General features: G+C 68.1%; 28 protein-coding genes. 25 read left to right on the top strand and 3 right to left on the bottom strand.

The annotated features are described in order from the left end of the window. Nucleotides 1-157: 157 nt before the first annotated feature. The 22 genes from ihfB (at nucleotide 158) to cysE (ending at nucleotide 17,460) form a co-directional block, all read left to right on the top strand. Nucleotides 158-442, top strand: a complete 285-nt coding sequence (gene ihfB / locus EG885_RS04340) for an integration host factor subunit beta (RefSeq protein ID WP_131573252.1) — start codon at nucleotides 158-160, stop codon at nucleotides 440-442. A gap of 51 nt (nucleotides 443-493) precedes the next feature. Continuing rightward, a complete protein-coding gene (locus EG885_RS04345) occupies nucleotides 494-892 on the top strand; it encodes a lipopolysaccharide assembly protein LapA domain-containing protein (RefSeq protein ID WP_131573253.1) in 399 nt (132 codons plus the stop codon). 3 nt (nucleotides 893-895) lie between these two features. Beyond that, on the top strand, nucleotides 896-1,531 hold the full coding sequence (locus EG885_RS04350; protein ID WP_131573254.1) for a phosphoribosylanthranilate isomerase: 636 nt from the start codon (nucleotides 896-898) through the stop codon (nucleotides 1,529-1,531). A gap of 222 nt (nucleotides 1,532-1,753) precedes the next feature. Beyond that, entirely contained in the window at nucleotides 1,754-2,161 is a 408-nt protein-coding gene (locus tag EG885_RS04355) for a permease (protein ID WP_131573255.1), read from the top strand. 34 nt (nucleotides 2,162-2,195) lie between these two features. Then, entirely contained in the window at nucleotides 2,196-3,458 is a 1,263-nt protein-coding gene (locus EG885_RS04360) for a DNA-packaging protein (RefSeq protein WP_131573256.1), read from the top strand. A gap of 113 nt (nucleotides 3,459-3,571) precedes the next feature. After that, a complete protein-coding gene (locus tag EG885_RS04365) occupies nucleotides 3,572-4,765 on the top strand; it encodes a phage portal protein (protein WP_131573257.1) in 1,194 nt (397 codons plus the stop codon). A 3-nt stretch (nucleotides 4,766-4,768) separates the two neighbouring features. Further along, nucleotides 4,769-4,999, top strand: a complete 231-nt coding sequence (locus tag EG885_RS04370; RefSeq protein ID WP_131573258.1) for a GTA head formation protein, RCAP_rcc01685 family — start codon at nucleotides 4,769-4,771, stop codon at nucleotides 4,997-4,999. A 3-nt stretch (nucleotides 5,000-5,002) separates the two neighbouring features. Further along, nucleotides 5,003-5,533 (top strand): HK97 family phage prohead protease, encoded by a 531-nt coding sequence (locus EG885_RS04375; protein ID WP_131573259.1) that lies wholly within the window; start codon nucleotides 5,003-5,005, stop codon nucleotides 5,531-5,533. A gap of 121 nt (nucleotides 5,534-5,654) precedes the next feature. Continuing rightward, the gene (locus tag EG885_RS04380; RefSeq protein ID WP_131573260.1) at nucleotides 5,655-6,818 is read left to right on the top strand and encodes a phage major capsid protein; all 1,164 of its coding nucleotides are present in this window, start codon (nucleotides 5,655-5,657) and stop codon (nucleotides 6,816-6,818) included. A gap of 199 nt (nucleotides 6,819-7,017) precedes the next feature. Further along, a complete protein-coding gene (locus tag EG885_RS04385; protein WP_131573261.1) occupies nucleotides 7,018-7,632 on the top strand; it encodes a head-tail connector protein in 615 nt (204 codons plus the stop codon). Further along, nucleotides 7,632-7,970: a head-tail adaptor protein gene (locus EG885_RS04390; protein WP_131573262.1), complete on the top strand. Its 339-nt coding sequence runs from the start codon at nucleotides 7,632-7,634 to the stop codon at nucleotides 7,968-7,970. Before EG885_RS04385 ends, EG885_RS04390 begins: the two co-directional genes overlap by 1 nt. After that, a complete protein-coding gene (locus EG885_RS04395; RefSeq protein ID WP_131573263.1) occupies nucleotides 7,967-8,386 on the top strand; it encodes a DUF3168 domain-containing protein in 420 nt (139 codons plus the stop codon). The genes EG885_RS04390 and EG885_RS04395 overlap by 4 nt, the downstream gene beginning before the upstream one ends. A gap of 17 nt (nucleotides 8,387-8,403) precedes the next feature. After that, complete coding sequence (locus EG885_RS04400; protein ID WP_131573264.1) at nucleotides 8,404-8,817, top strand: phage major tail protein, TP901-1 family; 414 nt, start codon at nucleotides 8,404-8,406, stop codon at nucleotides 8,815-8,817. Continuing rightward, complete coding sequence (locus tag EG885_RS04405) at nucleotides 8,817-9,146, top strand: gene transfer agent family protein (RefSeq protein ID WP_131573265.1); 330 nt, start codon at nucleotides 8,817-8,819, stop codon at nucleotides 9,144-9,146. The genes EG885_RS04400 and EG885_RS04405 overlap by 1 nt, the downstream gene beginning before the upstream one ends. Nucleotides 9,147-9,157: 11 nt before the next feature. Then, nucleotides 9,158-9,409: a rcc01693 family protein gene (locus tag EG885_RS04410; RefSeq protein WP_131573266.1), complete on the top strand. Its 252-nt coding sequence runs from the start codon at nucleotides 9,158-9,160 to the stop codon at nucleotides 9,407-9,409. After that, nucleotides 9,396-10,028: a phage tail tape measure protein gene (locus EG885_RS04415; protein WP_131573267.1), complete on the top strand. Its 633-nt coding sequence runs from the start codon at nucleotides 9,396-9,398 to the stop codon at nucleotides 10,026-10,028. Before EG885_RS04410 ends, EG885_RS04415 begins: the two co-directional genes overlap by 14 nt. 17 nt (nucleotides 10,029-10,045) lie before the next feature. Next, nucleotides 10,046-10,678: a DUF2460 domain-containing protein gene (locus EG885_RS04420; protein WP_131573268.1), complete on the top strand. Its 633-nt coding sequence runs from the start codon at nucleotides 10,046-10,048 to the stop codon at nucleotides 10,676-10,678. Beyond that, entirely contained in the window at nucleotides 10,675-11,505 is an 831-nt protein-coding gene (locus EG885_RS04425; protein WP_131573269.1) for a DUF2163 domain-containing protein, read from the top strand. Before EG885_RS04420 ends, EG885_RS04425 begins: the two co-directional genes overlap by 4 nt. Further along, entirely contained in the window at nucleotides 11,498-11,926 is a 429-nt protein-coding gene (locus EG885_RS04430; protein WP_131573270.1) for a C40 family peptidase, read from the top strand. Before EG885_RS04425 ends, EG885_RS04430 begins: the two co-directional genes overlap by 8 nt. Before the next feature lie 24 nt (nucleotides 11,927-11,950). After that, the gene (locus EG885_RS04435) at nucleotides 11,951-15,832 is read left to right on the top strand and encodes a baseplate multidomain protein megatron (RefSeq protein WP_131573271.1); all 3,882 of its coding nucleotides are present in this window, start codon (nucleotides 11,951-11,953) and stop codon (nucleotides 15,830-15,832) included. Then, nucleotides 15,822-16,532 carry a DUF2793 domain-containing protein gene (locus EG885_RS04440; protein WP_131573272.1) on the top strand — a complete coding sequence of 237 codons (711 nt, stop codon included), beginning with the start codon at nucleotides 15,822-15,824 and terminating at the stop codon, nucleotides 16,530-16,532. Before EG885_RS04435 ends, EG885_RS04440 begins: the two co-directional genes overlap by 11 nt. Nucleotides 16,533-16,632: 100 nt before the next feature. Continuing rightward, nucleotides 16,633-17,460, top strand: coding sequence for a serine O-acetyltransferase (cysE, locus tag EG885_RS04445; RefSeq protein ID WP_131573273.1), 828 nt, complete (start codon nucleotides 16,633-16,635; stop codon nucleotides 17,458-17,460). Here cysE and EG885_RS04450 read toward each other — a convergent pair. Together EG885_RS04450 and EG885_RS04455 are read right to left on the bottom strand one after the other, a co-directional pair. Continuing rightward, complete coding sequence (locus EG885_RS04450) at nucleotides 17,457-18,515, bottom strand: quinone-dependent dihydroorotate dehydrogenase (RefSeq protein WP_131573274.1); 1,059 nt, start codon at nucleotides 18,513-18,515, stop codon at nucleotides 17,457-17,459. The two genes, cysE and EG885_RS04450, sit on opposite strands and share 4 nt — an antisense overlap. Then, complete coding sequence (locus EG885_RS04455) at nucleotides 18,512-18,862, bottom strand: DUF952 domain-containing protein (RefSeq protein ID WP_131573275.1); 351 nt, start codon at nucleotides 18,860-18,862, stop codon at nucleotides 18,512-18,514. The genes EG885_RS04450 and EG885_RS04455 overlap by 4 nt, the downstream gene beginning before the upstream one ends. A gap of 151 nt (nucleotides 18,863-19,013) precedes the next feature. Between EG885_RS04455 and EG885_RS04460 the strand changes: the two genes are divergently transcribed. The 3 genes from EG885_RS04460 (at nucleotide 19,014) to dacB (ending at nucleotide 22,714) form a co-directional block, all read left to right on the top strand. Then, nucleotides 19,014-20,615, top strand: coding sequence for a bifunctional metallophosphatase/5'-nucleotidase (locus EG885_RS04460; RefSeq protein WP_131573276.1), 1,602 nt, complete (start codon nucleotides 19,014-19,016; stop codon nucleotides 20,613-20,615). Nucleotides 20,616-20,702: 87 nt separating this feature from the next. Next, nucleotides 20,703-21,296 carry a nicotinate-nucleotide adenylyltransferase gene (locus EG885_RS04465; protein ID WP_131573277.1) on the top strand — a complete coding sequence of 198 codons (594 nt, stop codon included), beginning with the start codon at nucleotides 20,703-20,705 and terminating at the stop codon, nucleotides 21,294-21,296. Next, nucleotides 21,293-22,714 carry a D-alanyl-D-alanine carboxypeptidase/D-alanyl-D-alanine endopeptidase gene (gene dacB / locus EG885_RS04470; RefSeq protein ID WP_131573278.1) on the top strand — a complete coding sequence of 474 codons (1,422 nt, stop codon included), beginning with the start codon at nucleotides 21,293-21,295 and terminating at the stop codon, nucleotides 22,712-22,714. The genes EG885_RS04465 and dacB overlap by 4 nt, the downstream gene beginning before the upstream one ends. Here the strand turns inward: dacB and EG885_RS04475 are convergent. Then, nucleotides 22,704-23,126, bottom strand: coding sequence for a tellurite resistance TerB family protein (locus tag EG885_RS04475; RefSeq protein ID WP_131573279.1), 423 nt, complete (start codon nucleotides 23,124-23,126; stop codon nucleotides 22,704-22,706). The genes dacB and EG885_RS04475 overlap by 11 nt on opposite strands. Nucleotides 23,127-23,151 lie beyond the last annotated feature (25 nt).

Here is a 23,151-nt window from a genome sequence, read left to right on the forward strand (position 1 = left end):
ATGTCGCTTGCCACTTGACGGGAAAGCTGGCAACTCTATGAAACCAGTCACTTCTGTCGGGCGTTGACGGGATCACAAGGGGGGGCGCAATGCCATCCCGACACCCACGCGGCCTGATTGCCATCGGCAGGAAAGACCCGTCCATTTGGGGGAAAACATGATCCGGTCAGAACTGATTCAGAAGATTTCCGACGAAAACCCACATCTGTTCCGCCGCGATGTCGAGCGGATCGTCAACACCGTCTTTGAAGAGGTCATCGACGCCATGGCGCGGGGCGACCGGGTCGAGCTGCGCGGCTTTGGTGCATTCTCGGTCAAGAAGCGCGATTCCCGCACGGGGCGCAATCCGCGCACCGGTGAATCGGTCGAGGTCGATGAAAAGCATGTGCCGTTTTTCAAGACCGGCAAATTGCTGCGCGACCGCCTGAACGGCGAAGCCTGATCCCGACACCGGGCGGCCTTTACGCTTCCACCCAACCGCTGAGGACTTTCCATGCGCTTTATCCGTCTGATCTTTGTGGCCCTGCTGGCACTTGTGCTTGTAGGTGTGGCGCTGGCCAATCGCGGCGCGGTAACGCTGTCGGCCTTTCCGGCGAATTTCGGGCAGTTTCTGGGCGGCACCTGGTCGGTGACGCTGCCGCTTTTTCTGGTCATCTTCGTGGCCTTTGCCCTTGGGATGCTGGCCGGGCTGGTCTGGGAATGGCTGCGCGAGGCGCATATCCGCCGCGAGGCCAAGCTGCGCGGTGCCGAGGTGGCCCGGCTTGAGGGCGAGGTCGGCCATCTGCGGGTCCGCCATGCCGCGCCGCGTGACGAGGTTCTGGCCATTCTGGACGAGCCCGCATCGGCGCCGCGTCCCGGCGTGAATCGGGCCAGCCTGCCCGTGGCCCGCTGAGGCGTGGCCGAGGTCAAGATCTGCGGGCTGCGCGAGGCGGCCCATGTCGCGGCGGCGGTCGATGCAGGCGCGCGCTATCTGGGTTTCGTGTTCTATCACAAATCTCCGCGTGCCGTGACGGGGGCCGAGGCGGCATCGCTGAGCGCCGATCTGCCCTTGGGCGTGGCGCGGGTGGGACTGTTCGTCGACCCCTCGGACGATCTGCTGCACGATGTGCTGTCGGTGATGCCCCTGGATATCGTGCAGCTGCATGGTCATGAGACGCCTGACCGGGTCACCGAGGTCAAGGCCCTGACCGGATTGCCGGTGATGAAGGCGGTGGGGATCTCGGGGCCCGACGATCTGTCGCAGCTGACGGATTACGGACTGGTGGCCGACATGCTGCTGGTCGATGCCAAACCGCCCAAGGATGCCGGATTGCCGGGTGGCAACGGGCTGGCCTTTGACTGGCGGCTGCTGGTTGGGCGGCGCTGGCTGCGCCCTTGGATGCTGGCAGGCGGGCTGACGCCCGACAATGTGGCCGAGGCCGTGCGGCTGACCGGGGCTGCGGTGGTCGATGTCAGTTCGGGTGTGGAATCGGGGCCCGGGGTCAAGGATTCTGTGCGCATCGCTGCCTTCATTGCCGCCGCAAAGGCATGATGTTGCGCAGCGCGCGTTGGGGCGTTGCGTCAATCAAAGCGTTGAAATTTCAAGAGAGTTAAAGGACGAAGCACAACCCTTGGTTTAGTCATTGACTTTGCGAACGGCCTTGGGTAGAAGAAACACATGCTGGAAGAGGTGGGCAAGCGGCCGGGGGAAACCCTGGGCCGCTTTTTTCGTCTCTGGGCTCGTGCGGACAGAACACGAGGCGGGGCAGAGTGCATGAACGATATGGAATGGGGCGGGGTCGGGGGAACCGAGGGACCTTTCGTGGCCGGAGCACAGCCTGACAGGGCCGGGTTCCGGTTGCCCGAGATTGCCGAGGGCGAGGACGAGATCGACGTCCTGCGCTGGCTGTTCTGGGATTACGTCAGGGATCTGCGGGGCCATCAGGCCGAGCTTGAGGTGCAGAAATCGGGGGAACTGGACCCCGCCAAGCTGAAAAAGGCCATGGAGACGGCGAAGACGGTCCGCGAGGCCGTCCAGCTGCTGATGGCGGAAAGGATCAGGGTTGACAAACTTCGCAAGGACATCGCGGGCGACGTCGGGGGCGGAAGCCTCGATCTTGACGCCGCACGAGACGAGGTCGGGCGCCGGCTGGCTTGCCTGCGCCGGGCCGCAGGAGGTTGAGGACTTTCTGGGCGGGCTGTCGGAAAACGCGCTGATGAGCCTGCCCTGGCTGTTCGAGTTCTGGGCCCTGCCGCATCAGCTGCCCCCCGGCGGCGACTGGAAAAGCTGGGTCATCATGGGCGGGCGCGGCGCGGGCAAGACCCGCGCCGGGTCCGAATGGGTGCGCCGGATGGTCGAGGGACCGACAGCGGCCGCGCCGGGCCGGTGTCATCGCGTGGCGCTGGTGGGCGAGACGTTTGATCAGGTGCGCGAGGTGATGGTGTTCGGCGAAAGCGGCATTCTGGCCTGTTCGCCCCCCGACCGGCGCCCGGTCTGGGAGGCGGGACGCAAGCGACTGGTCTGGGCCAATGGCGCCACGGCCACCGTCTATTCCGCCCATGAGCCCGAGGCGCTGCGCGGGCCGCAATTCGATGCGGCCTGGGCCGATGAGCTGGCCAAGTGGAAGAAGGCCGAGGATGTCTGGGACATGCTGCAATTCGCGCTGCGTTTGGGCGAGCATCCCCAGCAGGTGGTCACCACCACGCCGCGCAATGTGGGCGTGCTGAAGCGCATTCTGGGCAATGCCAGCACGGTCGCCACCCATGCCCCTACGGAAGCCAACCGCGCCTATCTGGCGGAGAGCTTTCTGGCCGAGGTGCAGACCCGCTATGGCGGCACGCGCTTGGGTCGTCAGGAGCTGGACGGGGTTCTGCTGAATGATGTCGAGGGTGCCCTGTGGTCGACCGCCACGCTGGAGGCCTGCCGGGTCGATGCGGTGCCCGCGCTGGACCGGATCGTCGTGGCGGTCGATCCTTCGGTCACCGGGGGGCGGGCCAGCGACGAATGCGGGATCGTCGTGGCGGGTGTCGTGACCACCGGCGAGCCGTCCGGCTGGCGGGCCTATGTCCTGGAGGATGCCAGCGTGCGGGGTGGCCCGCTGGACTGGGCGCGGGCGGCGGTTGCCGCGATGGACCGTCATGGTGCCGAAAAGCTGGTCGCCGAGGTCAATCAGGGCGGCGATCTGGTCGAGAGCGTGGTGCGTCAGATCGACCCTTTGGTTCCCTTCAAGGCGCTCAGGGCGGCGCGTGGCAAGGGTCTGCGGGCCGAGCCGGTCGCGGCGCTGTATGAGCAGGGCCGCGTCCGGCATCTGCGCGAGGGTCGGCTTGGGGCGCTGGAGGATCAGCTGTGCCAGATGACCGTGCGCGGGTTCGAGGGGCGCGGCAGTCCCGACCGGCTGGATGCGCTGGTCTGGGCGATCCATGAGCTGATGATCGAGCCTGCGACCGGCTGGCGCCATCCGCAGATGCGGCGCCTGTGAGAGGCCGGGGGGCATTCTGCCCCCCGGACCCCCCTGAGGATATTTGGGCCAAGATGAAAGCGGCGTCCCGTCAGGGGGCGCGGCTTTCGCATGGCGCTGAGATGGAGGCGAGCATGGTGTTTCGATTGTTTTCGCGGGATGCGGCAAGGGTGCCGCAAGGGGCCGCGCCCGAGGCCAAGGCCAGTGCCGTGGGCCGGGTGGTGGCTTTTGCCAGTGGCGGGGGTCGGGCGGCCTGGTCGGCGCGCGACACGGGCAGCCTGACGCGGGGCGGCTTCATGGGCAACCCGGTGGGGTTCCGCTGTGTCAAGCTGATTGCCGAGGCTGCGGCCGCCGTGCCGTTGGTCTGCGCGGACCGGGACAACCGCTATGCGGTGCATCCGGTGCTGGATCTGCTGCGCCGCCCCAATCCGGGGCAGGGGCGGGCCGAGCTGTTCGAGGCGCTCTATGGCCAGATCCTGCTGTCGGGCAATGGCTATCTGGAGGCGGCGGGGCTGGCGCGGTCGGGGCTGCCGGAGGAGCTGCACGTCCTGCGGTCGGACCGGATGAGCGTGGTGCCGGGGGCGGATGGCTGGCCGGTCGGCTATGATTATGCCGTGGGCGGGCGCAAGCATCGTTTCGACATGACCGGCAGTCCCGACCCGATCTGTCATGTGAAGGCCTTTCATCCGCAGGACGATCATTACGGTTTGTCGCCCATGCAGGCCGCCGCCGTGGCGGTGGATGTGCATAACAGCGCCAGTGCCTGGTCCAAGGCGCTGCTGGACAATGCGGCCCGGCCCAGTGGGGCGATCGTCTATAAGGGCATCGACGGGCAGGGGATTCTGAGCCCCGAGCAATATGACCGGCTGGTGGGCGAGATCGAGATGAACCATCAGGGCGCGCGCAATGCGGGGCGTCCGATGCTGCTGGAGGGCGGGCTGGACTGGCGGCCCATGGGCTTCAGCCCCGCCGATATGGAGTTTCACGAGACCAAGCTGTCGGCAGCGCGCGAGATCGCCTTGGCCTTTGGCGTGCCGCCGATGCTGATGGGCCTTCCCGGCGACGCGACCTATGCCAATTATGCCGAGGCGCACCGGGCCTTTTACCGGCTGACGGTGCTGCCCTTGGTGGCGCGGGTTCTGGCCTCGGTCGCGTGGTGGCTTTCCGAGCATCAGCGCGCCGAGATCGAACTGCGGCCCGATCCCGATCAGATCCTCGCCCTGGCGGAAGAGCGCAATCAGCAATGGGCCCGCATCAGCGCCGCCGCTTTTCTGACTGACGCCGAAAAGCGCGCCCTGCTGGGGCTGGCGCCGCTGGAAGGCGCGTGAGCCATGGAGGGGTCGCGTTTCGTCAAGGACGGGCTGTGGCAGGATCCGCGGCTGGAAGCGCTGGAGCGGATCATGGCGCTGCAATTCGGTCAGGTCGAGCGTCGGCTGGAGCGGATCGAGGCGATGATCGAGGGGCTGGAGCGGCGCTTGTGGATGACCGTCTATGGCGTCGTCGCGGTGATCCTGACGCAGGCCGTGCAGGGAATTCTGGATTATGCGCCGAAAGGGGGATGACGAATGATACCGGGTCTTGAGGTGAAATTCGCCGGTGGCCAGCCTGTGCTGTCCGAGGGGCTGGTGATCGAGGGCTATGCCAGTCTGTTCGGTTTGACCGATCAGGGCGGCGATGCGGTCCGGCCGGGGGCGTTCTCGGCCTCGCTGGCGCGGCTGGCGGGGCGGGGGGACAAGGTGCGGATGCTGTGGCAGCACGATCCGGCCCGCCCCATCGGGGTCTGGGACGAGATCCGCGAGGATGCGACCGGCCTGTGGGTGCGGGGGCGGTTGCTGCCCGAGGTGGCGCAGGCCCGCGAGGCCGCAGCCCTGATCGGGGCGGGGGCCATCGACGGGCTGTCGATCGGCTATCGCGTGCTGCGCGCCGAGCGGGATGCCCAGGCACGGCGCGTGCTAGTCGAGGTCGAGCTGTGGGAAGTGTCGCTGGTGACCTTTCCGATGCTGCCCGAGGCCAAGGTGGGCCGCAAGGAGGCCTATGATCTGCGCGAGATGGCGGCGCTGTTCACGCAAGCGGCCGAGGCCTTGCGGGGCGCATGAGATTTCGGACCGTGCGGCCTTTCGCGCGGTCCATCACCGGTTCGGACCCACGGCCCATGGGGTTGCGGTCCGGCAAGCGGGGGGCCGAGGCACCCCCGATCATCGCGACAAGGAGAAGACCATGACCGAGGTGAAGGCCGCGGGCGGCGGCGACATGTCCGCCGATCTGAAGGGGGCCATGATGGGGTTCGTAAGCGAACTCAGGGGCTTTCGCGAAGACATCCAGACCAAGCTGATTGCACAGGAAGAGCGTATGACCATGATCGATCGCAAGACCGCCCTGCGGGGCCGCGCGCCCTTGTCCGCCACGGCCGAGGTCGAGGTGCCGCATCAGAAGGCCTTCGGCGCCTATCTGCGCTGCGGCGATGATGACGGGCTGCGCGGGCTTGTCCTTGAGGAAAAGGCCCTGTCGGTGGCCAGCGACGGCGGCTTTCTAGCCGCGCCCCAGGTCGCGGCGGCGGTACAGAACGTGCTGCATGCGGGCGCCTCGCTGCGGCGTCTGGCCAATGTCGTGACCGTCGAAAGCGCCGTCTATGAGGTGCTGGTCGAGAAGGGCGAGATGGCGGCAGGCTGGGCCACCGAAGCCACCACGACGGAGACCGGCAATGCGGGCATCGACCGCATCACCATTCCGGTTCATGAACTGTCGGCGATGCCCAAGGCCAGCCAGCGGCTGCTGGACGATGCGGCCTTCGATGTCGAGGGTTGGCTGGCCGAGCGGATCGCCGACAAGTTCGCCCGTTCCGAGGCCGGCGCCTTCATCAAGGGCGACGGCGTGGCCAAGCCGCGCGGCATCCTGTCCTATCCCACCGCCGCCAATGCCAGCGCCACGACCGCACAGATCGGTTTCGTGACCAGCGGTGCCCTGGGCGATTTCAATGCGACGGCCCCGGCGGATTGCCTGATCGATGTGGTCTATGCTCTGGGCGCGGAATACCGGGCCAATGCATCCTTCGTCATGAACTCCAAGACGGCGGCGCGGGTGCGCAAGATGAAGGATGCCGATGGCCGCTTTCTGTGGAGCGATGCGCTGAGCGCCGGTCAGGTGCCGCAGCTGCTGGGCTATCCGGTGCTGATCAGCGAGGACATGCCGGATGTCGACTCGAACACTCTCGCCATCGCCTTCGGCGATTTCCGCGCCGCCTATACCATCGTCGAGCGTCCCGACCTGCGCGTGCTGCGCGATCCGTTCAGCGCCAAGCCGCATGTCCTGTTCTATGCCACCAAGCGCGTCGGCGGCGGGGTCACGGATTTCCGGGCACTGAAGCTGATCAAGTTCTCCTGATCCCGTCCGGGATCGGGTGAAGGGGAAGGGGGCGCGTCCGATGCCGGTTGTTCCGGCAAAGCATCTGTCCGCGCGCGCTGATGGCTGGTGGGCGGGCGCGTCCCCTTCTTTCCCAGCCCCCGAAAGGCAGGCGGGGCCCCGGTCGGGGGCCCTGACCTCAGCTGGAACATGCGGACGGATGGCACGGGAGGTTCGCGACATGATGCTGATTGAGGAAACGGCGCCTGCGGCAGAGGCGCTGCCGGTGGCCGCACTGCGCGGACATTTGCGTCTGGCTCAGGGGTTCGATGGCCCCGACGACGCGGCCGAGACGGCGGCCCTGGCGGGTTTTCTGCGCGCCGCCATCGCCACGATCGAGGGGCGCACCGGCAAGGTGCTGCTGAAGCGGCGCTTTCGAATGCAACTGGACGACTGGCGTGACAGGCTGGGACAGGCATTGCCGCTGGCGCCCGTCCACGCGGTCGAGCGGATCGAGATCGACGACGGCTCGGGCACGGTCACCGCCCTGCCGCCCGAGGGCTGGCGGCTGATGCCCGACATGCAGCGGCCGGTGATCCTGCCGACGGGTGTGGTTCTGCCGCATGTGCCCAGGCTTGGATCGGTCACGGTCACCTTTCTGGCGGGGTTCGCAGATGACTGGCAGGGCGTTCCGCCCGATCTGGCGCAGGCGGTGATCCTGCTGGCGGCGCGTTATCACGACGATCGCAGCCATGAGGATGGACGTCATGCGCTGCCCTTTGGGGTCAGCGCGCTGATCGAGCGCTGGCGGGCGGTGCGGACCCTGGCCGGACGCGGCCTGCGGGAGGGGCGCTGATGGCCCCGTCCGACATGACCACCCGGCTGGCGCTGGAGGCGCCGGTGCGGGCGCCGGACGGTCTGGGCGGTTTCGCTACCGTCTGGCAGCATCTGGGCTGGCTTTATGCGCAGATGGATGCCCGTTCGGGGCGAGAGACCGGCACCGGGGTCGGGCCGGTCAGCGTGGTGCAATGGCGCATCACTCTGCGGGCCGCTGCGGTCGGTGATCCTCGTCGCCCCCGTCCCGGCCAGCGGTTCCGCATGGGGACGCGGCTGTTCCTGATCGGCGCGGTCGCCGAGGGCGATGCCCGGGGCCTGACGCTGGACGTCTTTGCACGCGAGGAGGATCTGACATGAGCTATGGCGCGGGCGTCGCCCTGCAGGCGGCGGTCTATCAGCATCTGCGTGCCAATGTGGCGCTGTCGGATCTGGTCGGCGACGCGATCTATGACGCGATGCCGGTGACGGCGCCAAGCGGCATCTTCGTCTCGCTTGGTCCCGAGGATGTGGCCGCGGCGGGCGATGCCACGGCGCGCGGATCGCGGCATGATTTCGTGATCTCGGTCATGGAGGGCAGCAGCGGGGGCGCGGGGTTCGGCGCGCTGAAGGCCGCAGCCGTCGCGGTGGCCGATGCACTGGAGCCCGGCGGGCTGGTCCTGTCGCGGGGCCGGCTGGCCGGTCTGTGGTTCCTGCGCGCCACCGCGCGCCGGTTGAAAAGCGGCGCGGTGCGTCAGGTCGATCTGACCTTTCGCGCGCGCATCGATCTGATCTGATCCGAGGAGACAGGACAATGGCAGTACAAAGCGGACGCGATCTGCTGATCAAGATGGACATGACCGGCGACGGCGCGTTCGAAACCGTGGCGGGCCTGCGGGCGACGCGGCTGTCCTTCAACGCCGAGACGGTCGATGTGACCAGTCTGGAAAGCGAAGGCGGCTGGCGCGAGTTGCTGGGCGGTGCGGGCATCCGCAGCGCGCAGGTCGCGGGATCGGGCGTCTTTCGCGATGCCGACAGCGACGGGCGGGCGCGGCAGGCGTTCTTTGACGGCGAAATCCCGCGCTTTCAGGTGATCATCCCCGATTTCGGCACCGTCGAGGGGGCGTTCCAGATCACCGCTCTGGACTATGCGGGCAGCTATGACGGCGAGGCGACCTATGAGATGGCGCTGGCCTCGGCGGGTGCCGTCAGCTTCGTGGCGCTGTGATGGTCAATCCGATGCGGGGCGAGGTCGCGCTGGTGCTGGACGGCCAGCCCCATGTCGCGCGCCTGACCCTTGGCGCGCTGGCCGAACTGGAACAGGGGCTGGACGATGCCAATTCAAGCGGCGCCGGTCTGAATGGGCTGGTCGCGCGCATGGACGAGGGGCGCTTTGCCAGCCGCGACATTCTGGCGGTCCTGGTCGCGGGTCTGCGCGGTGGTGGCTGGCAGGGCCAGGCCGGGGATCTGATGGCCGTGCAGATCGAAGGCGGCCCGCTGGAGGCCGCCCGGATCGCTGCACGGCTGCTAGCGCTGGCCTTCCGTGCCCCGGAATGACGGGTGCTGGCATGACAGGCACGGGGCTGGACTGGCCGGGTCTGATGCGGGCGGGCTTGCAGGATCTGCGTCTTCATCCCGATCAGTTCTGGGCGCTGACTCCGGCCGAACTGGGGCTGATGCTGGGTCTGTCGGGTGCGCTGGCGCCGCGCATGACCCGCGACCGGCTGGCATCGCTGGCCGCACGATATCCCGACGCGCCCGGTCAGGCGGGCGCCGTCAAGGCTGAACCGATGGGGGATCACGACGATGGCATTCAGTGATGGCGCGGGTTCGATGCTGGACCGGCTGGAGGACGATCTGGGCGCCAACGCCCGGACCACGGCCGAATTTCAGGCCGAACTGGCGCGGCTGCGCCAGTCGATGACCTATACCTCGCGCGAGGTCGGGACACTGTCCTCGGGGCTCGAGCGGGGCTTGGGCCGCGCCATCGACGGGCTGGTGCTGGATGGCGGCAGGCTGTCGGATGCGCTGAAGACGATCGGCCGGTCACTGGCCGACACCGCCTATGGGATCGCCATGAAGCCGGTCGAAAGCGCGCTGGCGGGTTCCATCGCGGGGCTGTTGGGCGGCATTACCCCCTTTGCCAGGGGCGGGGCCTTTTCGCAGGGCCGTCCGATGGGCGGCGGCGTGGTCAGCGCCCCCACCGCCTTTCCGATGCGCGGCGGGCAGGGCCTGATGGGCGAGGCCGGGCCCGAGGCGATCATGCCGCTGCGGCGCGGTCCCGATGGCAAGCTGGGGGTCGCGGCGGCGGGCGGCGGGGGTGCGGTGAATGTCACCTTTCACATCCAGACCCCCGATGTCGCGGGCTTTCAGCGCAGCCAGTCGCAGATCGCCGCCCAGATGTCGCGCGTGCTGGCGCGCGGCGACCGCAACAGCTGAACCAAAGGGGGCAGGCCATGGCCTTTCACGACATCAGATTTCCCGCCAGCCTGTCTTTCGGCGCCGTCGGCGGCCCCGAGCGGCGGACCGAGATCGTCTCGCTGGCCAGCGGCTACGAGGAACGCAACACCCCCTGGAGCCACGCCCTGCGCCGCTATGACGCCGGGATGGGGCTGCGGTCGCTGGACGATCTGTACACGGTCATCGCCTTTTTCGAGGCCCGCGCCGGGCAGTTGCATGGGTTTCGCTGGAAGGACTGGTCGGATCACAAAAGCTGCCTGCCTTCGGCCGCGCCTGCCTTTGGTGATCAGGTGATTGGTCTGGGCGACGGACAGACGCGCAGTTTCGCGATCACCAAGGCCTATCGGTCCGGCGGGGTCGTCTATCAGCGGCCCATCGCCAAGCCGGTGGCGGGCACGGTGCGCGCGGGGATCGGCGGCAGCGAGATGTTCATCGAAATCAACTATGGCGTCGATCACGCGGCGGGGGTCATCCTGTTCCACGAGCCTCCGGCCATTGGGGCAGAGGTCACGGCGGGCTATGAATTCGACGTGCCGGTGCGCTTTGACACGGACCGGATCGCGGTTTCCGTCGCGTCCTTTCAGGCGGGGCAGGTGCCCTCGATCCCGGTGCTGGAGGTGCGGGTATGACCACGACGACGATCGCCCGCGCCTGGTCGCTGCGCCGTACCGATGGGCTGGTTCTGGGCTTTACCGATCACGATGGGCGGCTGGTCTTTGACGGTGTCACCTTTCGCCCCGACCGGGGCCTTGCCGCGCGGGCACTGGTGCAGGGCACCGGCCTGTCGGTCGACAATTCCGAGGCCATCGGCGCGCTGAGCGACGGGGCGATCACCGAACGCGACCTGATGGCGGGTCGGTGGGACGGGGCCCAGCTGCGCCTGTGGGAGGTGGACTGGACGGACGTGGCGCAGCGGCGGCTGGTCTTTCGCGGCTCTCTGGGCGAGGTCTCGCGCGCCAAGGGGGCGTTCCGCGCCGAATTGCGGGGTCTGTCCGAGGCGTTGAATGCGCCGCAGGGGCGGGTTTATCATCCACGCTGTTCGGCCCGGTTGGGGGATACGTCCTGCAAGATCGATCTGTCGGCGCCCTCGCTCTCGCTGCAGATGCCGGTCGGCGAGATGGAGGAGGGGCGGCTGTTCCGCTTTGCCACTTTTCCAGCCTTTGACGCGAACTGGTTCGAACATGGCCGGCTGGAGGTTCTTTCGGGCGCCGCCGAGGGGCTGTCGGGTGCCATCAAGAATGACAGCGCGCGCCCCGGTGGCGGGCGCCTGATCGAGCTGTGGTCGGCCCTGGGCCTGCTGCCCGCGCCGGGCGATCAGATCCGCCTGACCGCAGGCTGCGACAAGGACGGCCGCAGCTGTCGGCTTAAGTTCGGGAATTTCCTGAACTTTCGCGGCTTTCCCGATCTGCCGCCAGAAGACTGGCTGATCGCGCCTCAGGCCGCCCGTCATGGATGACCGGGTGGTCGAGGTGGCACGCGGCTGGCTGGGCACGCCCTATGTCCATCAGGCCAGCACCAAGGGCGGAGGCGCCGATTGTCTGGGCCTGATCCGGGGCGTCTGGCGCGAGGTCCATGGCGCCGAGCCCGAGACGCCCCCCATCTATACCGCGGATTGGGCGGAATGCGGCGGGACCGAGGTTCTGCACGCCGCCGCGATGCGCCATCTGCTGCCGGTTCCCGTGGATGGCGACTGGTTGCCGGGGCAGGTGCTGCTGTTCCGGATGCGGGCGGGGGCCATTGCCAAGCATCTGGGCATCCTGTCCGCCGCAGGCGACGCGCCGCGTTTTCTGCATGCCTATACCGGTCACGGGGTCATCGACAGCCCGCTGACCGCGCCCTGGCGATCGCGGATCGTCGCGCGGTTCCGCTTTCCCTGATCTCTTCGAACAAAGGAGGCCGCGATGGCCACGATTGTCCTGTCTGCCGTGGGTGCCTCGCTTGGGGCGGGCTTTGGGGGCGCGGTGCTGGGCCTGTCCGGGGCCGTTCTGGGGCGGGCTGCAGGCGCCCTGGTCGGCCGGGCCATCGACCAGCGGCTGCTGGGCGGCGGCGCGCGGGCGGTCGAGACCGGGCGCATCGACCGCCTGCGCCTGCAGACCGCCGGCGAGGGGATGGCGATCCCGCGCCTGTGGGGGCAGATGCGCATGCCGGGCCATGTCATCTGGGCCTCGGCGCTGGAGGAGATCACCCGGACCGAGGATGCGGGTGGCGGCAAGGGCGCGCCGCGCACGCAGGTCACGCAGATCACCTATCGCCTGTCGGTCGCGCTGGCGCTGGCCGAGGGGCCGGTCCTGTCGGTGGGCCGGGTCTGGGCCGATGGCGCCGAAATCGCCCAAGCGGATCTGAACATGCGCGTCTATCGCGGGACCGAGACGCAGATGCCCGACCCGGTCATTGCCGCGCATCTGGGCGATGCGGCGCCGGCCTATCGCGGCACCGCCTATGTCGTGCTGGAGGGGCTGAGCCTGGAGCCCTGGGGCAACCGCATGCCGCAGCTGAGCTTCGAGGTGACCTGCCCGGCCCGCGACGGCAGCGGGCTGGTGCGCGACGTCCGCGCGGTGGCGCTGATCCCCGGCACGGGGGAATATTCGCTGGCCACCACCCCGGTCACCGAATCCGGCGATCTGGGGGAAAGCCGCAGCTTCAACACCAACACCCCGATGGGGGGCACGGATTTCGCCGCCTCGATGGATGTGCTGGGCCGGGAACTGCCGAATGTCGGCTCGGTCGCGCTGGTCGTGTCCTGGTTTGGCAGCGATCTGCGCATCGGCCAATGTCAGGTCCGCCCCAAGGTCGAGTTCGCCGAGGTGGACGGGGCCGAGATGCCGTGGCGCGCGGGTGGCATCACCCGCGCCGAGGCGTCCGAGGTCGCGCGCAAGGACGGGCGCCCGATCTATGGGGGAACGCCCTCGGACCAGTCGGTGATCGAGGCGCTGCGGGCGCTGAAAGCATCTGGGAAGAAGGCGATCTTTTATCCCTTCATCCTGATGGAGCAGCTGGCGGGAAACGCTCTGCCCGATCCTTACGGGGCGGCGGAACAGCCGGTCATGCCCTGGCGCGGGCGCGTCACGACCAGCGTCGCGCCGGGGCGTCCGGGCAGCCCGGATGGAGCGGCGGCGGCGGCGACCCAGGTCGCGGCCTTCTTTGGCACTGTGCAGGCGGGCGATTTCACGCGCGACGGGGACAGAGTGCTGTATTCGGGGCCGGACGCGTGGTCCTATCGCCGGTTCATCCTGCATTATGCGCATCTGTGCGCCGCCGCAGGGGGAATCGACGCCTTTCTGATCGGATCGGAAATGGTGGCGATGACGCGGATCCGGGGGCCGAACAACAGCTATCCCGCCGTGGCCGCGCTGCGCCAGCTGGCCGCCGATGTGCGCGCCATTCTGGGGCCAGAGGTCAAGCTGGGCTATGCCGCCGACTGGTCGGAATATTTCGGCCATCATCCGGGCGAGGGTCAGCTGTTCTTCCATCTGGACCCGCTGTGGTCGGACCCCGTGATCGATTTCATCGGCATCGACAATTACATGCCCTTGTCGGACTGGCGCGACGGCGACGACCATCTGGACGCCCATTGGGGCCGGATCGACAATATCGACTATCTGCGCGCCAATGTGGCGGGGGGCGAGGGGTATGACTGGTATTATGCCAGCGATGCCGACCGCGATGCGCAGATCCGCACGCCGATCACCGATGGCGCCTATGACGAGGCCTGGGTCTGGCGCTACAAGGATCTGGCCGGGTGGTGGCAGAACCTGCATTACGACCGCCCCGGCGGCCTGCGGCAGGCGCAGGCGACGGCCTGGGTGCCGGGGTCCAAGCCCGTCTGGTTCACCGAATTCGGCTGTGCGGCGCTGGATAAGGCCACCAACCAGCCGAACAAGTTTCTGGACGCCATGTCATCGGAAAGCATGGTGCCGCATTATTCGAACGGCACCCGCAATGACGGGTTGCAGGCCGCCTATGTCGAGGCGGTGATGGCCCATTGGCGCGACCCGGCGAACAATCCGGTCAACGCGCAGGGCATGGCGATGCTTGATCTGGATCGCGCCCATGTCTGGTGCTGGGATGCGCGGCCCTATCCGGCCTTTCCGGGGCGCGAGGATCTGTGGTCGGACGGCCCGGCATGGGACCGGGGGCATTGGCTGAACGGGCGGGCGGGGTCGGTGACGCTGCGGGCGGTCGTGCGCGACATCTGCCGCGCGGCGGGGGTGGCGGATGTCGATGTGTCGGCCATTTCGGGCGTGGTGCGGGGCTATGCGCTGCAGGGGGCGGAATCGGCGCGCGCGGCGCTGCAGCCTTTGATGCTGGCGCATGGTTTCGATGCGGTCGAACGGGACGGGATGCTGCGCTTTGTGGCGCGGGACGGTCTGGCGCGGGCGGTCATCGGGCCGCAGGATCTGGCGCTGGCCGATGATCTGACCGGGCTGGAAACCCTGCGCCAGGTCGAGGCCGCCCAGCCCGGCCAGCTGCGGCTGAGCCATGTCGCGGCGGGCGGCGATTACGGCACCGCCACCGCCGAGGCCAGCCTGACCGATGCCGACCGCCGCGCGGTGTCGGAAAGCGAATTCGCGATGGTGCTGACCCGGCCCGAGGGACGCGCCATTGCCGATCGCTGGATCGCCGAGGCTGAACTGGCGCGCGACACGGCACGCTTCGCGCTGCCGCCCTCGCGTGCGGATCTGGGACCGGGGGATGTGGTCGTCACGCAGCTGCCGGGACAGGACAGCCGCCGCTGGCGCATCGACCGGGTCGAGCGGGCGGGGGCGATCATCGTCGATGCGGTGCGGGTCGATCCGGGCCTTTATACCCCGCGTCTGAGCCATCACGAACAGGGTGGCATCGGGCGCTATGTCCCGCCGATGCCGGTCTTTCCGGTCTTTCTGGACCTGCCGCTGCTGCGCGGGGACGAGGTGTCCCATGCCCCCTGGCTGGCCGTCTCGGCCCATCCCTGGCCGGGTTCGGTCGCGGCCTATGGATCGACGGAAGCCGAGGGCGGGTTCGATCTGAACCTGATCCTGCAGCGCCGCGCGCTGATCGGGCGCACCGTGACGCCGCTGGCCCGGGCCCGACCGGGGGTGATCGACCGGGGCGCGCCGCTGCGGCTGCGGCTGATCGGCGATCCGCTGCGATCTGTGACCCAAGGTGCGATGCTGTCGGGGGCTAATGTGCTGGCGATCGGCGATGGCAGCCTGACCGGGTGGGAGGTGATGCAATTCGCGCAGGCGCAACTGATCGCCCCCGACCTGTGGGAGATCAGCCACCGCCTGCGCGGGCAGGCGGGCACCGATGCGCTGGTGCCCCCGATCTGGCCCGAGGGCAGTCTGGTCGTCCTGCTGGATGGTGGGCCGCGCCAGCTGGACCTGCCGCCCTCGACCCGCGGGCAGGAACGGTTCTGGCGGGTGGGGCCTGCCCTGCGCGCGCCGGACGATGCCAGTTATCGCAGCCGGACGACCGTCGCGCCGGGGATCGGTCTGCGCCCCTATGCGCCCTGCCATCTGCGCATGGCGGGGCGCGTGATCACCTGGGTGCGCCGAAGCCGGATCGAGGGGGATGGCTGGGACGGTCCCGACATCCCCTTGGGCGAAGAGACCGAACGTTATCTGCTGCGTCTGACGCAAGGGGATGTCCTGCGCGCCGAGGTCCAGACCGATCGCCCGGATTGGGCCGTCCCCGATGCGGTCTGGTCGCAGCTTCAGCCCGGCCCGGTCACGGTCGAGCTGGCCCAATTGTCGCAGACCTTCGGGCGCGGCCCCTTTGCAAGGAGAGATTTCGATGTCCAGTGAAACCACCCGTCTGCAGATGGCCCTGCTGGCGCCTGCGCAGGCGCAAAAGCATGTGACCGTGAACGAGGCGCTGATGCGGCTGGACGGCATGGTCAATCTGGTGCTGCAAAGCGTCTCGACCGCCGTGCCGCCGGGGGCGGTTCTGGACGGGCAATGCTGGGGACTGCCGGCATCAAGCGAAGGAGCATGGGCGGGGCAGGGGGGCCGGATCGCGGTCGGTGCCAATGGCGGCTGGATCTTTCTGCCGCCCGCGCCCGGCATGCGGGCCTTTGTCGCCGACCGGGGGCAGCAGGCGATCCATGACGGTACGGACTGGGCGGTCGGCGCGCTTAGCCTTGGTCAGGGCGGATCGGGCCTGATGACCGGGCTGGCCGAGGGCGAGGTGACCCTTGGCACCGGCAGCAGCGCCGTCACGGATGTGCTCATCCCGGCGGGCGCCATGGTCATCGGCGCCACCGCCCGGGTGGCGGCCGCGCTGACCGGGCCGCTGACCGGCTGGCGGCTTGGGACCACGGGGGCCACCAACCGCTTTGGCCAGGGTCTGGGCAAGCCCGAGGGGTCCTGGGCGCGCGGCCTGTTGGGCAGCCCCATGGCCTATTATCAGCCCGCTCCGCTGATCGTCACATCCGAAGGGGGAAATTTCACCGGCGGGCGCATCCGGCTGGCCGTGCATTGGCTGGAGATGCGGCTGCCCTTGTGACGCCTGCAGGGCGGTCCGCAACGATCAAAGCGGTCGCCCGCCTTTTCCCGCAGCCGGTTGTGGTCTATATAGAAAGACTGATCGACCGGGTGAGCCGAAGATGAACATTCAACATATCGACAAAAAACCGCTGGCACTGGACCGTGACGCGATCTGGTCACAACTGCGCGTCGAGGCCAGCGCCGCCGTCGCGGGCGAGCCCTTGCTGGGCGCGCTGATCCATGCGGGCCTGCTGCATCACCAAAGCCTGGAGGCCGCGCTGGCCTATCGGTTCTCGCTGAAGCTGGCCTCTGGCGAGATGAGCGAGCAGATCCTGCGCGAGATCGCCGATCAGGCCTATGCCACCACGGCGCAGCTGGGTGATGCGGCGCGGGCGGATCTGATGGCGGTCTATGACCGCGATCCGGCGACCCACCGGCTGTTGCAGCCGGTCCTGTTCTTCAAGGGCTTTCAGGCGTTGCAGGCTTATCGGATGGCGCATTGGCTGTGGCAGCAGGATCGCCGCGACATGGCCTATTTCGTTCAGATGCGCTGCTCGGAATGCTTTGGGGTGGATATTCACCCGGCGGCAAAGATCGGCACCGGGGTGATGATCGACCACGCCCATTCCATCGTCATCGGCGAAACGGCGACGGTCGGCAATGACGTGTCGATGCTGCATTCGGTCACCCTTGGCGGCACCGGCAAGGAGGATGGCGACCGCCATCCCAAGATCGGCGACGGGGTGCTGATCGGCGCCGGCGCCAAGGTTCTGGGCAATATCCGCGTGGGCCATCATTCGCGCATTGCAGCAGGGTCCGTCGTGCTGCACGAGGTGCCGCCCTGCAAGACCGTGGCGGGCGTGCCCGCGCGCGTGATCGGGGATGCGGGTTGTCTTGAACCATCCTACAGCATGAACCAGCTGCTGGGGATCGAGGATTACACCTAGATCCAGTCGCCCGCACCGCTGCCGGTCAGTTCCGGCAGCGTGATGCGGTCCTGCGCCAGCCGGTCGTCCAGTGCCTGTGCCAGTCGCGGCGCCAGCGACAGGCCCTGATAGATCATCGCGGAATAGATCTGCACGGCGCTGGCCCCCGCCCGCAGCTTGTCCCAGACATCCTGCACCGAGGATATGCCCCCCACGCCGATCAGCGGCACCGTGCCTTGCGTTTCGCGATGAAGCAGTGCCAGAACGCGGGTCGAGCGTTGAAACAGCGGCCTACCGGACAGCCCGCCCGCCTCGGTCCGGTGGGGTCCGGTGATGCCATCGCGCGACAGGGTCGTATTGGTGGCGATGATGCCGTCAAGGCGGGCATTGCGGACGACGGCGGCGATCTGCGCGATCTCGGCGTCGGTCAGATCGGGGGCGATCTTGACAAAGACCGGCACCCGCCGCGCCAACCCGTCGCGCGCCACAAGCACCCGGTCCAGCAGCGCCGCCAGCGCCTCGGCGCCCTGCAGGTCGCGCAGCTGTTCGGTATTGGGCGACGAGACGTTGACCGTCACGAAATCGGCCGAGGCCCCGGCCTGGGTCAGCACCTGCGCGAAATCCTCGGCCCGGTCGGCGCTGTCCTTGTTGGCGCCCAGGTTCAGGCCGACCGGAATGCCCGCGGGGCGCGCGGCCAGACGGCGTCCGATGACCCTGGCCCCTTCGTTGTTGAACCCAAAGCGGTTGATGATCGCCTGATCGCCGGTCAGCCGGAACAGACGCGGTTTGGGATTGCCCGGCTGCGGGCGCGGGGTGGCGGCGCCGATTTCGATGAAGCCGAAGCCCGACCGCATCAGCGGCGCGATCACCCGGCCGTTCTTGTCATAGCCCGCCGCCAGCCCGATGGGATTGGGCAATGTCATCCCCGCCAGCGTCACCCGCAGCCGGTCCGAGGTCACGGGCCCGCCATGCAGGGGGACCATCCCGCGTTCCAGTGCGCGCAGGGACAGATCATGGGCGCGTTCGGGGTCCATACGATGCAGCGCCAGCAAGCCCAGCTTTTCGATCACGCTCATCCCGGATCCCCCCATCCCAGATCCCCCGTCTCGTGCCCCTGATCGGTCGTCGCGATGGCGCGCGACCAGACGATGTCGTTCATCCGCAGCGGGCGATACAGATGCGGGAACAGGGCGCCGCCGCGCGACACCTCCCATCGCAGGTCGGGTGCCAGATCGTGGGCCTTGCAGGCCAGCAGGATCAGCCCGGTTTCCCCCGCGAAATGTTTGGACAAGGTGACGGGCAACTGCTCGGCGGTGGACAGATGGACATAGCCATCGGCCAGATCGACCGGCGCCCCAAGGGTCTGGCCGTCGCGTTGCATCTGGGCCCATTCGGGGGCGCGGAAAACCTTGAAGATCTGCATGGCCGCATTTGCCGTCCTGTCGGGCACCGGGTCAAGACGTCATCGCCCTGTCATCCCCGTCTGCTTCCGATTGGTCATCGCGGTTTGACCCGGTCGCATCGCTGCGCCAAGCTGCGGCGACCGACCAAATGGACCAATAAGGGAATCAGGCATGACACGACGCTTTCTTGCCGCCGCCTCTGCCATCGCGCTTTGTGCGGGGACCGCACAGGCGGACACGGTGCTGCACATCCTTCACACCAATGACGTGCACAGCCGGATCGAGCCGATCAATGGTTCCGACAGCACCTGCAGCGACGAGGAAAAGGCCGCCGACGAATGTTTCGGCGGCGTCGCCCGGATCGCCACCAAGATCAACGAGCTGCGCGACCAGATCACCGCCGAGGGCGGCAATGTCATCGTGCTGGATGCGGGCGATCAGTATCAGGGGACGCTGTTCTACACGACCTACAAGGGCGAAGAGGTGACCGAGTTCATGTCGGCCATTGGCTATGATGCGATGGCGGTGGGCAATCATGAATTCGACGACGGCCCCGAGGGGCTGGCCGTGCTGACCGACGGGGTGGAGTTCCCGATCCTGTCCAGCAATCTGGATGTCTCGCAGTCCAATGTGCTGGCCGACAAGATCGCCAAGCACACCGTGCTTGAGGTCGGCGATACCCGCATCGGCATCATCTCGGCCTTGGCGATGGACACGCCGGAAACCGCCTCGCCCGGTCCGAGCGTGATCTTTCAGGACGATGCCGACAGCCTTGCCGCCGCCGCCGCCGAACTGGCCGATCAGGGCGTCGACAAGGTCATCGCGCTGACCCATGTGGGCTATGTCCGCGATCTGGAACTGGCCGCCGAAGTGCCCGGCATCGATGCGATCATCGGCGGGCATTCCCACACGCTGCTGGGCGGGATGGAGGGCGCGGTCGCGGCCTATCCCACGATGGTCGACGGTCCCGATGGCACGGCAGTGCCGGTCGCGCAGGCCTATGCCTATGGCAAGTATCTGGGGCATCTGACGCTGACCTTTGACGATGCGGGCACGCTGACGGCGGTCGAGGGACAGCCGGTGCTGCTGGACGCCTCGGTCCCCGAGGATGAGGCGATCGCCGCGCGTGTGGCCGAGATGGCCGAACCCATCGCCGCCCTGCGCGAAGAGGTCGTGGCGACCACGACGGCGCCGATCGAGGGCGCGCGCGAGGTCTGCCGGGCGCAGGAATGCGCGATGGGCAATCTGGTGGCCGATGCCATGCTGGACCGCGTGGCCGATCAGGGCATCACCATCGCCATCCAGAACGGCGGCGGTCTGCGCGCCTCGATCGATGAAGGCGAAGTGACGATGGGCGAGGTCTATACCGTCCTGCCGTTCCAGAACACGCTGGCGACATTCCAGCTGACCGGCGCCGATGTCATTGCCGCGCTGGAGAACGGCGTCAGCCAATACGAGGAACAGGCAGGCCGTTTCGCGCAGGTCGCGGGGCTGCAATACGCGGTCGATCCCGCAGCCCCGTCGGGCGCCCGCATCAGCGATGTGATGGTTCAGGCAGACGGGGAATGGGCGCCCATCGACGAGGCCGCGACCTATGGCGTGGCCACCAACAACTATATGCGCGGGGGCGGCGACGGCTATGCCGTCTTCGCCGCGAACGGGCAGAACGCCTATGATTTCGGCCCCGATCTGGCCGAGGTTCTGGCCGATTATCTGGGCGCGCAGCAGGACGGTTACGCGCCCTACACGGATGGTCGCATCACGGTGAAATAGACCGTTTGTCGGTGCCGGGCAGATCGTCCGGCGCCGATCACTGCAAGGCACGTTGGCATGGCGCGCTTGATCGGCTAAGCGGGCGTCATGCGGACGGGCTTTCCCCTCGCGCGGCCCGGGCTGCGCATCGGAATTCTGGGCGGGTCTTTCGATCCGGCCCATGCGGGCCATGTGCTGATCAGCAAGGTGGCCCTGCGGCGCCTGAAACTGGACCGCGTCTGGTGGCTGGTGTCTCCGGGCAATCCGCTGAAACCGCACGGACCCGGCCCCTTGCCGCAGCGGATGGCCGCGGCCCGGCGACTGATCCATGATCCCCGCATTCTGGTCACCGATCTTGAGGCGCGGCTTGGCCTGCGCATGACCGCCGACACGCTGGCAGCGCTGGCACGGCTGTATCCGGGCGTGCATTTCGTCTGGCTGATGGGGTCGGACAATATGGTTCAGTTCCATCACTGGGACCGCTGGCGACAGATCGCGGCGGATGTGCCCATCGCCGTGCTGGCGCGGCCCGGATCACGGCTGGCGGCCCGCCAGTCGGTCGCGGCCCTGACCTTGCGCGCCTTTCGCCTGCCCGAGACGCGGGCTCGCGCGCTGGCCACCCGCGCCACCCCGGCCTGGGTGCTGCTGAACCTGCCGATGTCGGGCCTGTCCTCCACCCAGTTGCGAAAGGGCCGGGCATGAGCATGGATCGCCGCCGGTTTCTGACCTCGGCCCTTGCGGGGGCAATACTGCCTTCGGTCTTGAACGCCCAAGGGACGCTGCCGCGCCCGCCGCAGCGACCGCCGGTCGATCCGCGCGACCTGCTGCGGCGGGCGGCGTTGCCCGGCCAGACGGCCTATGCGCTGACCGACGCTGGCGGGCCGCTGGCGATGGCCCGCGCCGAGATACCCTTGGCGCCCGCCAGCACGATGAAGGCTGTCACCGCACTTTATGCGCTGGACCGGCTTGGCCCCGGCCACCGTTTTGCGACGCAGCTGATCCGGGCGGGTGATCTGCTGGTGCTGGCCGGCGGCGGCGACCCGGTGCTGAGCACCGACGATCTGGCGGCGCTGGCCGAGCAGCTGGCGCAATCGGGCCAGCCCGCGCCCGCACGTTTCGCGGTCTGGGGTGGCGCGCTGCCGCATCTGGCCGAGATCGCTGACGAACAGGCCGATCACCTGCCCTATAATCCTGCCATCTCGGGGATGATGCTGAATTTCAACCGCGTCTATCTGGGCTGGGCGCGGGTCGGATCGGGTCATCAGATCAGCGTCGAGGCTCGGGCCGCGCGCCAGTCCCCGCGCGCCTATACGATCACCGCCATGCCCGGCGATCATCGCGATCTGTTCACCTATCGCCATGATCTGGAACGGGAATACTGGACCATCTCGCGCGCGGCGATGGGCCGGACGGGCAGCCGCTGGTTGCCGGTCCGCCTGCCCGAACTCTATGCCGCCGACGTGTTTCAGACGCTGTGCCGCGCGCGCGGCGTGGTCCTGCCCGCGCCCGAGGTCATCGACCGCCTGCCCGAAGGTCAGGTGGTGGCCCGCCATGACAGCCCCCCCGTGCAATCGCTGATCCGCGACATGCTGCAGTTTTCGACCAACCTGACCGCCGAGGCGCTTGGCCTGCATGCCAGCGGCGCCGCCACCCCCGCCGCCTCGGCCGAGGCGATGCAACAATGGCTGGCCGGGGCGGATCAGGGCGATTTGGGACAGGGGATGCGGCTGGCCGACCATTCGGGTCTGTCGCAAGGCAGCCGGATCAGCCCCTTTGCGATGACCCGCATTCTGGCCGGGCCGGGGCGCGATCTGATGCTGGCTCCGCTGCTGCGTCAGGATCCGCTGTCGGATGGGACCGAGACCGCCGATCTGCCGCGCATGGCCGCCAAGACCGGAACGCTGAATTTCGTGTCGAACCTTGCGGGCTATGTCACCAGCCCGTCGGGGGCCGAGGGCGTCTTTGCCATTTTTTGCGAGGATCCGGCCCGTCGTCAGGCCGCCATCGGACAGGAACTGCCCGATGGGGTGGCCGTCTGGACGCGGCAGGCCAAGGCGCTGCAACGCGACCTGACCCGCGCATTCGCTCAACGGCTGGAAAGCGAATCGCCTAGACGGTGATGTGGCGCACGCGGGCCGACAGTTCGATCGCTGCGGCATGCAGGCGGCTGATGTTCAGCTGGTCGCGGATCTCGGCCAGCATCATCACCTCGCCCTCGTACAGGCGCCCGTCCGCGGCGCCCACGTCGCAGGCCAGCGCATAGGCGGTCTCGTACAGCTTTTCGGGCAGCGCGTCGCGGATCAGGCCGAACAGCGCGTCCACGCCATCCTCTTCCTCGAACAGGGTCATCACCGTCTGGCTGATCGGTCGGATGCGGTCGTCGTCATAGGCGGCAAAGACCGGCGCGTGATCGACCATCCGCTGGATCGCCACCAGTTCCGAGGTTCGGATGGTGTTGTCGGAACAGGACACCGCCACCATGACCGCGACCAGCGCGTCGCAGGGGGACAGGGAAGGCAGGTCGATGGTCATGGTTCTCTCCGGTTCGTTCAGGCGC

It is taken from the genome of Paracoccus nototheniae (genome assembly GCF_004335005.1).
Taxonomy (GTDB): Bacteria; Pseudomonadota; Alphaproteobacteria; order Rhodobacterales; family Rhodobacteraceae; genus Paracoccus; species Paracoccus nototheniae.